The organism is Ghiorsea bivora (genome assembly GCF_000744415.1).
GTDB classification, from domain to species: Bacteria; Pseudomonadota; Zetaproteobacteria; order Mariprofundales; family Mariprofundaceae; genus Ghiorsea; species Ghiorsea bivora.
The window spans coordinates 177,816-192,008 of record NZ_JQLW01000010.1; the positions used below are offsets into that span (position 1 = coordinate 177,816).

At 42.9% G+C, this 14,193-nt stretch carries 10 protein-coding genes; 4 read left to right on the forward strand and 6 right to left on the reverse strand.

The genetic code is table 11. The features are described from left to right. Positions 1 to 13: 13 nt before the first annotated feature. The 6 genes from DM09_RS09080 to DM09_RS09105 all read right to left on the reverse strand — a co-directional run bounded on the left by DM09_RS09080 (position 14) and on the right by DM09_RS09105 (position 7,527). Positions 14 to 1,213, reverse strand: coding sequence for an aminotransferase class I/II-fold pyridoxal phosphate-dependent enzyme (locus DM09_RS09080; RefSeq protein ID WP_038250140.1), 1,200 nt, complete (start codon positions 1,211 to 1,213; stop codon positions 14 to 16). Beyond that, entirely contained in the window at positions 1,191 to 1,640 is a 450-nt protein-coding gene (locus tag DM09_RS11200) for a hypothetical protein (protein WP_051938354.1), read from the reverse strand. The genes DM09_RS09080 and DM09_RS11200 overlap by 23 nt, the downstream gene beginning before the upstream one ends. After that, positions 1,616 to 2,995, reverse strand: coding sequence for an argininosuccinate lyase (argH, locus tag DM09_RS09090; RefSeq protein WP_038250143.1), 1,380 nt, complete (start codon positions 2,993 to 2,995; stop codon positions 1,616 to 1,618). Before argH ends, DM09_RS11200 begins: the two co-directional genes overlap by 25 nt. Next, a complete protein-coding gene (gene bioB / locus DM09_RS09095; RefSeq protein ID WP_038250146.1) occupies positions 2,985 to 3,998 on the reverse strand; it encodes a biotin synthase BioB in 1,014 nt (337 codons plus the stop codon). The genes argH and bioB overlap by 11 nt, the downstream gene beginning before the upstream one ends. A gap of 129 nt (positions 3,999 to 4,127) precedes the next feature. Beyond that, on the reverse strand, positions 4,128 to 5,351 hold the full coding sequence (locus tag DM09_RS09100) for an OmpP1/FadL family transporter (RefSeq protein ID WP_051938355.1): 1,224 nt from the start codon (positions 5,349 to 5,351) through the stop codon (positions 4,128 to 4,130). Between the two features lie 10 nt (positions 5,352 to 5,361). Then, positions 5,362 to 7,527, reverse strand: coding sequence for a hypothetical protein (locus tag DM09_RS09105; protein WP_038250151.1), 2,166 nt, complete (start codon positions 7,525 to 7,527; stop codon positions 5,362 to 5,364). Positions 7,528 to 7,636: 109 nt separating this feature from the next. Between DM09_RS09105 and DM09_RS09110 the strand changes: the two genes are divergently transcribed. From DM09_RS09110 to DM09_RS09125, 4 genes are all read left to right on the forward strand, one after another. Continuing rightward, the gene (locus DM09_RS09110; protein WP_038250154.1) at positions 7,637 to 8,674 is read left to right on the forward strand and encodes a coproporphyrinogen III oxidase; all 1,038 of its coding nucleotides are present in this window, start codon (positions 7,637 to 7,639) and stop codon (positions 8,672 to 8,674) included. Between the two features lie 270 nt (positions 8,675 to 8,944). Then, positions 8,945 to 10,339 (forward strand): bifunctional UDP-N-acetylglucosamine diphosphorylase/glucosamine-1-phosphate N-acetyltransferase GlmU, encoded by a 1,395-nt coding sequence (gene glmU / locus DM09_RS09115; protein ID WP_038250157.1) that lies wholly within the window; start codon positions 8,945 to 8,947, stop codon positions 10,337 to 10,339. Then, positions 10,340 to 12,166 carry a glutamine--fructose-6-phosphate transaminase (isomerizing) gene (gene glmS / locus DM09_RS09120; RefSeq protein ID WP_038250160.1) on the forward strand — a complete coding sequence of 609 codons (1,827 nt, stop codon included), beginning with the start codon at positions 10,340 to 10,342 and terminating at the stop codon, positions 12,164 to 12,166. 9 nt (positions 12,167 to 12,175) lie between these two features. Continuing rightward, positions 12,176 to 14,077 carry a tetratricopeptide repeat protein gene (locus tag DM09_RS09125; protein ID WP_081881178.1) on the forward strand — a complete coding sequence of 634 codons (1,902 nt, stop codon included), beginning with the start codon at positions 12,176 to 12,178 and terminating at the stop codon, positions 14,075 to 14,077. Positions 14,078 to 14,193 lie beyond the last annotated feature (116 nt).

A 14,193-nucleotide genomic window follows, 5' to 3' on the forward strand; every position in this document is an offset into this window, starting at 1 on the left:
AATTAATACTGCGTTAACCGAATAAAGCTTTTAACCGTTTTGCTAACTCAGACGCGCATCCAACACCGTCAACAAGTGCTGCACGTACATAACCTGAACCTGCATTGATACCCTGTTGATCTTCCGTACCCAAATAACTACCCGGTAACAACTTCACGCCCTGCTCTACATATGCTTTTTTCACAAAGTCTTCTTCATCTGCCACAGGCAGCCAAACAAAAAATGAACCTGCAGGTATAGTCCCCCCATATACATCAAAAAAAGCATCCAAACTATCGCGATAAACTTTGAGATGGTCTTGCACATGTTCTTCATCAGCCCATGCTGCTGCTGCCACATGCTGCAATGGAAGTGGTGTTCCGGGTCCTGTATAACTACGCAATTTAGAAAACTGTTTAATCAGTGCTGCATCACCAGCAATCAACCCAGAGCGTAAACCAGGTAGTGCTGACCGTTTGGATAATGAATTCATCACCAAACAACGTTTATAGTCCGTATTGCCCATGTTTTGTGCAACTTCCAACAAACCAATAGGTTTATCCGCATAATAAATTTCAGAATAACATTCATCAGCCAATACATAAAAATCAAACTTTTCAGCAAGTTTCAGCAGCTTGGTATAATATACTTCATCAGCCACCCAACCTGTAGGGTTAGATGGTGAGCACACATAAACCAACGCTGTATCCTGCCATACATCATCAGTAATACCCTCAATATCAGGAGCAAAACCCGTCTCTTTGCTACATGGTTGTAAATAAGGTTTACCACCTGCGGTAATCGCAGCACCCAAATAGATCTGATACATAGGGTTAGGCATCATGACCCATGGTTGAGAGTCTGCATTCGGATTAATCAAAGCATGGGCTGCGGCAAACAAAGCTTCACGCGTCCCATTGGCACTTAAAACTTGGCTATTGGCATCAATAGACTTTAAACCAAACCGACGTTGCAACCACGCGGCAATGCTTTCTCTTAAAAAATCATTACCTGTAGTCGTAGGGTATTTAGAAAAACCAGCCAAATGTTTATCTAATGTGGGCTGAACAAAACTTGGCAGTGGTAAACGCGGCTCCCCAGCACCTGCGTCAATAAAGGGCAAGTCAGGGTTTGGTATTAAACCTTGTAATAACTGACGCAAGCGTGCAAATGGATATTCACCCAACTGATCTAATCTATGCTGTTCATGTTTATCTATTATTGTTTTGCTCATTACGCTTACCATTTATTGCCTTCACTTTAAAAACTTTTGACCATGCACTCATTCGCCCAAGCTCATCTTTAACCCGTATACGAAAAGCATACGTCTTATCAGGATTACGCAGTTTAACATTACGTTTTAAACCCATACGTTGTCTGCTTAGAGATGATTCATAATAACGCAACCAATGGCCAATGCATTGACAACCAGGTTCAACTTCTGTTCTATCAATTTGATATAATACCATGCCGCTACCTCCAACAATATTCAATTGGAGTTGCAGTACCTTACCCACCACTTGATATGAAACACGGGCAAGCTGAGGTTCAGCTGCCGAGTCGTCATAAACAATCAAATCTGTTTTTAAGCCGCAACTGGTTAACAGCAAAAAACATAGCGGCAACAAGAAACGCATTAATCGTTGAATTGTTTGATCCATTTAGCACATTGTAATCGCACCTGTTCAGGGGCAGTTCCACCCGTATGGTTACGTGCCGCTACACATGTCTCTACTGACAAGGCTTTTACCATGTCCAATGTTAAACGTAAATCAATAGCTTGGCATGCGGCATGCGGCATTTCATGCAACTCAATATTTTCTTTTATACAATGTGCCACCGACTTACCCACGATTTCATGGGCATCACGAAACGGCACACCAGCACGCACCAATGCATCCGCCAAGTCCGTTGCTGTGGAAAACCCACTGCCTGCAGCTTTATGCATATTGGCAATATTTGCTTTTAAACCTGGCAACATATCACCAAATACTCTTAGGCAACCTTCAAGGTTGTCATAAGCATCAAAAATCGCTTCTTTATCTTCCTGCATGTCTTTGTTGTATGCCAATGGTAGTGATTTCATAGTCATCAAAATTGACATCAATGCGCCCACTATACGCCCTGCTTTACCTCGTACCAATTCAGGCATATCAGGGTTTTTCTTTTGCGGCATAATTGATGAACCTGTACAGAAAGCATCAGGTAAATCAATAAAACCAAATTGCGCACTCATCCACAAAATTAACTCTTCAGAAAAGCGTGATAAATGAATGGAACAAATAGAAGCTGCTGATAATAATTCCATAATAAAATCACGGTCGGATACTGCATCCAAAGAATTGGCACATGGTGCATCAAAACCCAATAGTTCAGCTGTTTGTTCACGGTTAATGGGGAATGTTGTGCCTGCAAGTGCTGCAGAGCCTAACGGACACTGATTCATACGTGTTCTAGCATCAGAAAAACGTGCATAATCACGGCTAAACATCTCAACATAAGCAAGCAAGTGGTGTCCTAAAGTTACAGGCTGTGCGGTTTGTAGATGCGTAAAACCTGGCATTACAGTCTCAGCATGTTCATCCGCAAGTTTAACAAGCACACCCTGCAAATGTTTGATGCGCACCATCAAATCATCCGTACGTTTTCTTAAATAAAGCCTTGTGTCAGTGCCCACTTGATCATTGCGTGAGCGTGCTGTGTGTAAACGTTTACCTGCATCACCAATAATATCCGTTAAGCGCTTTTCAATGTTCATATGCACATCTTCAAGTGCAATGGTGAATTCAAGTTCACCTGATTCAATTTCTTGTTCCACTTGATTCAAACCATCAAGAATAAGTTTTAAATCATCTTCACTTAAAATACCTTGCGCAGTAAGCATAGTGGCATGCGCACGAGAGCCCGCAATATCTTCCGCATACATTCTTGCATCCACATGCGTGGAAGCATTAAACGCTTCTACAAAAGCATCTGTTGGTGCTTCAAAACGTCCACCCCAAGGTTTATCCGACATGAGCTGTCTCCTGTACACTTTCAACTTTTGCTGCATCCACCATACGGCGCGATGATGGTGTAGCTTTCTCTTCAGGGCGAATACCTAACTTGGCAAAGAATGCTCTATCCTGCTCTGCTTCGTTATTACCTGTGGTTAATAACTTCTCACCATAAAAAATAGAGTTGGCACCAGCAAGAAAGCACAATGATTGCATTTCTTCAGACATCACTTCACGACCTGCAGATAAACGCACATGAGAAGAGGGCATGGTAATACGCGCTACAGCAATGGTGCGAATAAAATCAAAATTATCCAAATCTTCCACATCTGCCATGGGTGTACCTTCTACTTTAACCAGCATATTAATCGGCACAGATTCAGGGTGTGGCTCCATACGCGCAAGTTGGGCAATCATACCTGCTCGGTTACGAATCGCTTCTCCCATACCCACAATACCACCACAACACACGCTCATGCCTTGGCTGCGAACATTTTTAAGCGTGTCCAAACGTTCTTCATAAGTACGTGTTGAGATAATTGTTTTATAAAATTCAGGGTCAGAATCAAGGTTATGGTTATAATAATCTAGCCCTGCATCTTTTAGTTTTTTTGCTTGTTCAGCATCCAACATACCCAGTGTAGCGCAGGCTTCCATGTCCATATCTTTGACTTCGCGAATCATATCCAACACCAATTCAAAGGCTCTGCCCTTAGGCTCACGCCATGCTGCCCCCATACAAAAACGCGATGCACCTTTTTCTTTGGCAGCACGCGCAGCTTTCATCACTTCTTCTTTTTTCATCAAAAGCTCTGAATCTAAATCGGTATTATAACGCGAAGATTGCGGACAATATTTACAGTCTTCAGGGCAACCACCTGTTTTGATTGAAAGCAAGGTGGATAGCTGCACTTCATTGGCATCAAAGTTAGCACGATGTGCTTGTTGCGCTTGAAACATTAAGTCATTAAACGGAAGTCCAAATAACTTCTCAATCTCATCCACAGTCCAATCGTAGCGCATACACTCTCCATTCTTTTACAATATCAAAACTGGGCGCAAGCTAGTCGTTTGCGAGCATGATGAAAAGAATGCAATAAAAAGGCGCTGTTTCATAAGAAACAACGCCTTTCCAGTTCAAAAACAAAATGTTTAGTACTTATAAGTTACGCCACCAGAAAGAAGGTGTACGGTAGACTTAAATATACCATAATATGCTGGGTCTGTAGGAGCAGTAGCAGTCCTATCTTTAAGCCAAACATAAGCATAAGCCAAATCCATGGTTAAATTGTCTGAAAAGTCCCTACCATAACCCAGTGTAATAAGTTGCCTGTCATTACCTGGAAGACGAGGTGAAAAATCAGTGGGGTTGGTTGGCGTAGGGTCATAAGTATAACCTACCCTTGCGCGTGTATCATCTGTATAAGCCCACTCAGCACCCAGACGAACGGCTACAGTTGCCTTCCAACCTTCAGGAATAGTTGACGTTGGGCCTGTAAGTGCATTTAATGCAGAAGGTGCATAATTGATTTCAATTTTATCAAACTTAGACCAGTTAACCCTATCAAGCTGAGCGCTCAACACTACTTTGGGAATACCAGCATATGCTACAGATAAACTCTGGATATCAGGAAATGTCACCGCAGTGCTCGCATTCGCACCAATACCATCCAAACCCAATACCGCTGCATCAGGACCACCTACAGCTGTACCTGTAATATCTATTTTCACACTGGTGCGATAACTGCCCCCAACACTCCAAGCACTTGTTTTATATAAAAACGCAATATTCCCACCAAACCCATCACCAGAACCACCAATACGCAACAAATCACTATTTAAATGTACCTTAAAAGCATTGTAATACGAAACACCAGCAGCCACAGAAAAGTGATCATTCACTTGATAGGCAATATTTGGATTGATATGAATGGCTTGAATTTCAGAGAATGTTACAGCCTTGCCAGCTGCTGCAAGCTGCGTAAAAGGAGCACCAGAGCCTGTCCAATTCACAGATAGTCCAAAAGGCGAATTTATACCCAAACCATAACTTAGCTTAGAATTACCCTCACCATAACGCACATAAACTTGTGGAATCACATGCAACCCTTTTTTTGCCGAATAACTCTGCCCACCAGCTTCAAAATCATTCAATGGATACACAACTGTACCACTCACAGCAGCATTGTTGTCCTGAAACGACAAACCCGCGGGGTTAAACCAGTTGGCCGATGCATCATCAGCGATTGCACCAAAAGCATTACCCATACCCATGGCTTTAGCACCCTGCTCTGGAATCATGAATCCACTCGCAAAAGCTTGTGAAGATAACAATAACGATGCCGCACTTACAATTATTATACGATTTAATTTCATCATTATCTCCTTATTCTACAATCAATGGATCTGTAGTTGTCACTGTCACAAGAGGTGTACCCACTTGTGCACTACCCAAAAATGTTGCTGTGGCCGTTTGCATTTCTGTTGTTGCTGGCAAATACGATAGTGGTTTTTGCGTTGTTATGGGATCAGGTTTACCTAGCGGTGTTAAAAACGTACTGTGTAAGCCTGATAAATAATTTACATATCCACTGCCCGCAAATGGTGCGTTTGCCAAGGCTAAACCGACTTGTGGCAAACCCAAAACTGAAATCAAGGCATCCGTTGCACTATTCGGCACCACGAAGTCAGGCGTGGTTTTTAATATAAAAATATTTTGATTGTTCGCTGTTTTCCAATCATTATAAACTATGCCATAATTGATGGGGTCAGCATCATCACCTACAGTCTGCACCGCACCCAAAAATGAATAGTAGTCTGCTGAACCGATGATTACGCCACTGGCTTGCAATCCTGCATTGACAATGGGAGATACTTCCACCGAGTTTTGGAAAATATCACTGTACCCACCACCAGGGTTAGCCAAAACAAATGTTTTGATTGCAGGCTCGACTGAAGCCAACATCATACCCAGCATGCCCCCATTAGAGTGCCCTACATAACTGATATTATTCATATTAATATCTGGCACACCATCTACACCCAGCAAGCCCGTTGTATTACTCACCAAATCCAAGTTGGTTTGTGTTTCAATAAGCCGTGTTAAATGAATCAAATCCGCAACGGATTGCCTTGCATTGTCCCTTGTTGTAAGTAGATATTTCAAGTTTAAATAATGCGCACCACTTGAATCAGGCGTTCCATCGGGAACAGCTGCAGTGGTGACAAAACTATCAGAATACGGATCAAAAACTTCAGTTAAATAGTCCACATTAAATGTTCTATCTCCGTGCATCACAGCATCAATAGCAATGGTAACAAAACCTGCTTGTGCCAACGTGTTTGCAATACCAAACATTACGCTTTTATCAACGGTAAACCCATGCTGAAAAATGACAACTGGCCAAGCACCACCACCAATAGGAGCGGCATTGGGAATAGACATTAAAAATGGAATTGTTTGTACAGACTTGGTAATCGGCAAGCCATTAGCATCCAATTGAAAGTGTCCTGTTAATGGACCAAAGGGATTCGCAGCAGAATATTCATCCAGATAATATGGCATATTTACCGCGCCAATAACCACGGATGCCACATTAGCAAATGAGCCAGCAGTGTAACCGTCAATGAGTGCCGTGCTCCCCGTAGATGCTTGCGCCAACAGCGCAAAACTATAAAAGTCCAATACGCCCAAGCCTCCAGTACCTGCCGATGGGATTGCTGGCACCGTCAAAAAGTTCGTAGCCACAGAAGCATAAGGGTCTGTTGCACTTGCTACTTGAATGGTTTGAAGCACTTTACCAATGGTTTGTGTCTTAAATGACCAAGCTACAGCAACCTTATCTTTTGTAATCCCATAAGCTTGCGCGGTATCCAAGGCTGGCAACACGGTTTGACGTAAGCCTTCTAAGCCAATGGCACTACTATCAGGAACACCTGGAACTTGACTCACACCATTGGCATCGACCAATGGCACTGGGCTTTTCATCAGTGCAAACGCTTGTGAAGAAGAAGCTGGTTTCCCTGTCACTGATTTTAAATCATTGGTCACCACAACCAAATAGTTGGTTGCCGAACGCAATGGTTTCAAAGGTTTAACAACTAATACCGTTGCATCATTAGGGTTCGGTAAAGCGACATAGTCTTGCCCAAAGACCAACTCTACAGGCGTACCACTTGATGTATCATACACATGTACAGCTGCAGCAACCGTGGTCGCATCAAGTGCTTCAGCAAATGCAGTCGTTGAAGAAGCCACTGTTGAAAAGCCATCCAAAGTATTAATCGCTACAATAGGGTCCGTTAAATCATTAGGATCAACAACTGGAATATTGAGTGTGCCATCCGTTGTGCCAGCAAATGCAGCATTATTGGGTGATGGCAACACACTGGGTACGGCAGGGTCACTTGAAGGCGCAAACAGTGCTTCCATGACTGTACTTGGTGCTGGTGGCGCAACGGTACTAATCGTGGCTGGCCCACCATCTTCTGTACCACAAGCCGACAATAATAAGGAAAAACATCCCAGCGTTAGCAATAGCAATTTCTTCATACAACCCTCCAAAATACCACTAAAGAAAATATGTGATTGAACCCATCCACTTATGAGACCATAGTTCAGCCATCCACAAAAATCAATAGCAAGCGAGTTTATATCAATTATGAAACGTACTTACGCCACATCTACACAAGCGAAACAAGCCGAAAACCTAGTGTCATCCCTACAACAACGTTTTGTCCAAGGCTTAGAAAAGATATCGGACAAGCTCGGGCTTTTGCAAACATTCAAACCTGTAGAGTGGTTAAGAGACGAAGGTAAACACGGTGGCGGCATCCGCTATGAAACGGCTGATGGTGCTATGATTGGGCGCGGTTCTGTGAATGTATCCCAAATCCATTATGATGATAACCCTGAGAAAAAACTTGGTTCTGCCACAGCCATTTCCACCATCATTCACCCCAATAATCCTACTTCACCATCGGTACACATCCATATCAGTTGGACAGAAATGAAAGATGGCTCTGGCTACTGGCGTATGATGGCAGACCTTAATCCAGCCAACGATAAGCTTGAAGACAAACAAACTTTCCTCAACGCTTTGCAGCAGGCTGCCCCTGAACAGTTTGAAAGCGCCGTACAACAAGGCAATGTTTATTTTTATATTCCAGTCTTAGAACGCCACCGTGGTATTGCCCACTTTTATTTGGAAGCATACAACTCTGAAGACAACACCAAAGACTTGGCTTTAGCACAAAGTGTGGGCGAAGCAGCCATTGATACTTATATCAATATTCTTGAAAACAGCTTAAAAAACACAAATCACGAAACACCTGAAGAAAAAGCAAAACAATTGGCTTACCATACCCTTTATTTCTTCCAAGTACTCACCTTAGACCGAGGAACCACCACGGGGCTTTTGGTACACAACCAAAATGATGTGGGCATCATGGGTTCATTACCTGCTTATGTTGACCGCGATTTATTACAGTCTTGGGTGCGTAAAATGCAACAGCCACAGGATAAACTACTTCAGGGTCTGATTGATGTTTTACCCAACAGCTCACCATGTTTGATTGATGAAAATGTGAAACAAAAGTTGGCTCAAGTGGTCAGGCAGCATTATCAAAACTTCCCCGAAGCCATCGCTATGCAAGCTGCAGGGCATACAATTCCACCAACTGTTCAAAATCACAGCTAGCCCGCATTTTTGATAAGACCTGACTTGTTTTTGTGTCGATTCAGGTGTAACAGCTTGTCATTTGCGGCATCTGGCTTGTTCATGTGCGCCAAAACATGCTTTCGGCTGCAACACATAGCTACGGCTATGTCTCTTGCCTACAAGTATGCCTTGCCATCGCCTGCCCTTTGCCAGATATTCGCAATCTCATAAAAAATACGGGCTAGACTTGATGAAAATGTAGGCTAAGCTTTCAATATTCGTATTAAAAACGCAACTGGGGAAGCATACATGCTGCATCATTTTTCAAGTTTACAAGTTATTATTCTTGCCGCAGGCAAAGGCACACGCATGGCTTCAAGCAAACCCAAAGTGCTGCATGATGTTTTGGGTAAAAGCATGTTGGCGCATGTTTTGCATACCGTTGAAGACTTGCAACCGGAATCCGTTTGTCTTGTTGCAGGTCACGGCATAGAAGAAGTAAAAAAACATATCGGTGAGCCTGAAAACCTGCATTGGGTAGAACAAAAAGAGCAGCTGGGCACAGGGCATGCCGTATTACAAACCAAATCCGTACCTACAACGGCTGATATGGTGCTAATCGTCTGTGGTGACACCCCCCTACTTACAGCTGAAACCTTGGCAACTTTAGTTAAACAACACCAAAGCAGTGGCGCTGGTGTATCTGTGCTCTCTGCCATTGTAGATGAGCCCAAGGGTTATGGTAGAATCATTCGTGACATCAATGATGAAGTACAAGCCATTGTTGAAGAAAAAGATGCCAATGATGCACAACGCAAAATTCATGAAGTCAGCAGTGGTATTTTTTGCGTCAATCGCACATTGCTCTTTCAATGTTTGCATGGTGTAGAAAACAACAATGCACAACAAGAGTATTATTTACCTGATATTTTACCTTTGGCATTGGCAAGATCTGCCACTGTACAAGCTGTTATCATGCATGATGCCAATGAAATGTTAGGCGTAAACGATCGTGTACAACTCGCACAAGCTGAAAATATCATGCAACAACGTATCACTTTTGAATGGCAGAAAAAAGGTGTGACCATACAGCAAGCCGATACTGTTCGTATTGAAGCATCTGTTAATATTGGTATTGATTGCACCATCAAAGCAGGCACTCAGTTGCTTGGCTCCACCCATTTGGGTGATGGGTGCACTGTAGGCCCTTATGCTGTTTTGCAAAACAGCTGGCTGGCAGATGATATCACCATCGAAGCCTTTTCACACTTGGAAGAAACCAGTGTGGGCGATCAAGCTATGATTGGTCCATTTGCCCGTTTACGCCCCGGCACACAGCTGGATGATAAAGTAAAAATTGGCAACTTTGTCGAAACCAAAAAAGCTATAATTGGGCAAGGCAGTAAGGTCAACCACTTAAGTTATATTGGTGATACATTAATGGGTGAGAACTGTAATATCGGCGCAGGAACCATCACTTGTAACTATGATGGTGCAAACAAACATCAAACAACCATTGGTGATGATGTGTTTGTCGGCTCAGACACCAAGCTGGTGGCTCCTGTAGAAGTTGGCTCTGGTGCGACCATTGGCGCAGGCAGCATTATTACTCGACAAGTCAAACAAGATGGGCTCACATTATCAGCACGCCCTGAACAAAGGCATGTACAAAATTGGGTTCGCCCCAAAAAAGGTGATGCATAAATGTGTGGTATTATTGGTGCTGTAGGGCTTAACAATATACAAAACATTCTGCTGCAATCGCTCAAAAGTATGGAATACCGTGGTTATGATAGTGCAGGCATTTGTATCCAACATAAACAATACTTACATACCCGCAAAGCCAAAGGTAAACTGATTAACCTTGAACACTTACTCGAACAATCACCACTCACAGGAAACCTTGGCATCGGTCATACCCGGTGGGCCACCCATGGTGTACCCGAAGTACGCAATGCACACCCACACCAAACAGAAAACATCGCCATTGTTCACAATGGCATCATTGAAAACCACAAACAATTGCGCGAGTCTTTATCTGCTGCTGGCGCAACCTTTGACTCCGACACCGACAGTGAAACCATTCCTTGGCTGTGGCAACAAGAACTTACAAAACACAATAACCCAGAAGTCGCTTTTCATCATACCTTAAACCAGCTTGAAGGTGCATTTGCCATTGCTGGTATTCAGGCAACAGATAACAAACTCTGGTTTGCACGGCGAGGCAGCCCCTTGTTATTGGCCAAGGGTGAAGCTGGCATTTTTGTTGCATCCGATGCATTGGCTGTTGGTACTGTTGCGAGCCATGTCATGTACCTTCAAGAAGGGCAATGGGGTTGGTCAGACTTAGACCATGTCCATATCTTCAATGAAGACGGTAGCCAAACCTCTATTCAATGGGAGCCCATGCCTGAAATGGTCGCTGCCACAGAAAAAGGACCGTATGCCCATTACATGCTTAAAGAAATCCATGAACAACCGCGTGTTTTTCTTGATATTCTTCATGCTTATGCCCCAGACAAACAAAACATTCATTTCCCGCAAGCTGCATTTATTGAAAACGACCCACTACCAGCACGTATTATCATGGTAGCCTGCGGCACGTCTTATCACGCTGCCCTTACTGCTAGGTATTGGCTAGAACGATATTTAAAAATACCTGTAGAAGTTGATGTCGCATCAGAGTTTCGTTACCGTGACCCTGTGATTGGTGATAATACTTGGTTTATTAGCCTATCCCAATCGGGTGAAACTGCGGATACTTTAGAGGCACTGCGTTTATTCAAACGGCAAACGCCACAAAACAAAACCTTGGTATTTTGTAACGTAGCTTCATCATCCATGGTACGCGAATCTGATGGTGTTATCGAACTTTATGCAGGCCCTGAAATTGGGGTCGCTTCAACCAAAGCATACACTGCACAACTGTTAGCACTGGCGTTATTTTCACTCAAGCTTGCATCCGATGCCAGTTCAATGCCTCCTGAAGATACCAGCAAACATATTCAACATTTGTTTGATGCCAGTCAGGGTGTTGAGTCTTTATTAAACAATACCCCCATATTTGATAAACTCACACCACTTTTTTCACAATCACATGGCGCACTATTCTTGGGTCGCGGTCCTTGTTTTCCCTTAGCACTTGAAGGTGCATTAAAACTTAAAGAAATATCTTATTTGCATGCTGAAGGTTATCCAGCTGGAGAAATGAAACATGGTCCCATCGCGCTCATTGATGAAAACCTACCTGTCATTGTATTAGCTTTACGACAATACCACTTGGATAAAGTCATCTCCAATTTGCATGAAGTCCAAGCCCGTGGCGCAAAAGTAATTCTGATTACGGATATACCCGAACAGGAATACCCCAATGATGTCGATGCCATCATTCATATTCCAGAGGGAGACTTTTTTAGCGCACCATTATTAGCTTCCATTCCTTTACAATACTTGGCTTACAACGTGGCACGGTTTAAAGGTACAGATGTGGATCAGCCTCGCAACCTAGCCAAATCGGTCACGGTAGAGTAAACTTAGTCTATGAAAGTTCTTCTATCACTACTCTTCATTGCAAGTCTTGCTGGTGCAGGCATTTATTTTATGGGATCAGGTGATATACAGAAGTCCTCGAATTCAGACATGATGCAACTGGGCAACTTCGCCTACCAAGAAAAACGTTTTGGAGATGCTTTCAAGTGGTATGAGAATGCCGCCAAACAAGGTATTGCCAAAGCACAACTTCGCCTATCTGAAATGTATCAAGCAGGACAAGGTGTAGACAAAGATGAAACTGCTGCCGCAGGTTGGTTATTAAAAGCTGCAAAACAAGGTCTGGCACAAGCTGAATACGAATATGCAATTGCTTTGGAATTTGGGCGTGGCACACAACGGGCATCCATGAAAGAAGCTGCAGTATGGTATCAAAAAGCAGCCCAAGATGCATACCCTGAAGCGATGCTTAAAGTTGCAAAATTGTATTTTTCAGGTTCGGGTGTTGATAAAAATTTAGAACAAGCTTTAAATTGGGCGCTTCAAGCAGCAAATAAACATATGCCCGATGCGGATAACCTTGTCAACAGTATTGTCCAAGAAGTAAACGACCTCGCTAACCAAGGTGACTATCCATCTCAACACATGCTTGCGCTGATGTATCAACAAGGGCTAGCCGTTGACCAAGATGAAAGTTTGGCTTTAACATGGTTACGTAAAGCAGCCACCAAAGGCCATGTTGATGCCCAATATGACTTGGGTCGTACCCTTGTCCAAACACAAGCAAACCAAGCTTTATATTGGTTACAAAAAGCTGCAAGCAAAGGTCATGTCAAAGCAGGTTACATGGCTGCCGCCTTGATGGAACAACAACATATAACAAACCCGCAAAAGGTTAATGAAGCTTGGCGCTGGCTTTATCATGGCAATCAAACCAAACAAGCCAAAGTAATGTACAATTTAGCTGTCGCCCTACACCAAGGGCAACTTGGTCTACCTAAAACAAACTTTAATTATCAAACATGGTTAGAACAAGCTGCACGTGGTGGCATCACTGAGTCACAAAATGATTATGCTGTTGACCTTATCTTACAACAAAAAAACACTAAAGAAGCTGTGTTTTGGTTAAATAAGGCAGCAGAAAAAGATACAAAAGCCCAATTTAACCTCGGTCTTATTTATGCCCGTGATGATATGATTACCCCAGATGATGATGCGGCTATCCGCTGGTGGAAACAAGCTGCCAATAATGAAAATGCCAGCGCTAAAATGATGCTTGGTCTTTTCTACAATTTGGGCAGAGGCGTAGGGCGTAGTGAAAAAGAAGCCATATATTGGTATCAACAAGCAGCCAAACTTGGTGACCGCAATGCTTCCTATAATTTGGGTGTATTGTATTACAATGGTAGAGGCATAGACCGCGATTATAAAAAAGCGGCTGATTATTTTTACCAACTTGCTAAACAAGGTGATACTGCTGCCCAGAACATGTATGCAAGTTTATTCTTAGAAGGGCAAGGTGTAAAATACTCACCCAAAACCGCTGTCCAATGGTTCCAAAAAGCTGCTTCTTCTGGAAACATTAAAGCCATGTTCAACCTTGCTACCCAGTACCGTACAGGCTCTGGCATTCAACAAAGTGATCAAAAATCCTTGTTTTGGTATAAAAAATCTGCCGAAAAGAACTTTGCGCCAGCTCAAAATGCTATGGGTTATATGTATGCCCAAGGTCGGGGCATAAAAGCTGATAAAAATACTGCTGAAATGTGGTTCCAAAGGGCCAGTGATAACGGATTAAGCTTGGCTACACAAAATACCAACGCGTTAAAACAACGCGGTTCTTTCTCCCTGCTTAGGCTTCAAATAGACAATACCATTCGTAGTGATGTTTTAACCAGTAAAAACATAAACTTAGCCTCTTGGCTAGAAGTGCATCAACAAGCTGTTTTATAACATAGTTTTTTTTACTTTAAGTAAATAGCCAGTTTAATTTGGCACCAGCTTATACCACATAAAGCAAGCATTATTTTAGCTGTTGCATCCTGTACGTTCTTGATGAGAATGCCCTG

Excerpts from the sequence above, each read along its gene's own strand:
- DM09_RS09125 (WP_081881178.1), top strand. The coding sequence starts at position 12,176 with ATGAAAGTTCTTCTATCACTACTCTTCATTGCAAGTCTTGCTGGTGCA.
- bioB (WP_038250146.1), bottom strand. The coding sequence starts at position 3,998 with ATGCGCTACGATTGGACTGTGGATGAGATTGAGAAGTTATTTGGACTT.
- DM09_RS09100 (WP_051938355.1), bottom strand. The coding sequence starts at position 5,351 with ATGAAATTAAATCGTATAATAATTGTAAGTGCGGCATCGTTATTGTTA.
- glmS (WP_038250160.1), top strand. The coding sequence starts at position 10,340 with ATGTGTGGTATTATTGGTGCTGTAGGGCTTAACAATATACAAAACATT.
- DM09_RS11200 (WP_051938354.1), bottom strand. The coding sequence starts at position 1,640 with ATGGATCAAACAATTCAACGATTAATGCGTTTCTTGTTGCCGCTATGT.
- argH (WP_038250143.1), bottom strand. The coding sequence starts at position 2,995 with ATGTCGGATAAACCTTGGGGTGGACGTTTTGAAGCACCAACAGATGCT.
- DM09_RS09080 (WP_038250140.1), bottom strand. The coding sequence starts at position 1,213 with ATGAGCAAAACAATAATAGATAAACATGAACAGCATAGATTAGATCAG.
- glmU (WP_038250157.1), top strand. The coding sequence starts at position 8,945 with ATGCTGCATCATTTTTCAAGTTTACAAGTTATTATTCTTGCCGCAGGC.
- DM09_RS09105 (WP_038250151.1), bottom strand. The coding sequence starts at position 7,527 with ATGAAGAAATTGCTATTGCTAACGCTGGGATGTTTTTCCTTATTATTG.
- DM09_RS09110 (WP_038250154.1), top strand. The coding sequence starts at position 7,637 with ATGAAACGTACTTACGCCACATCTACACAAGCGAAACAAGCCGAAAAC.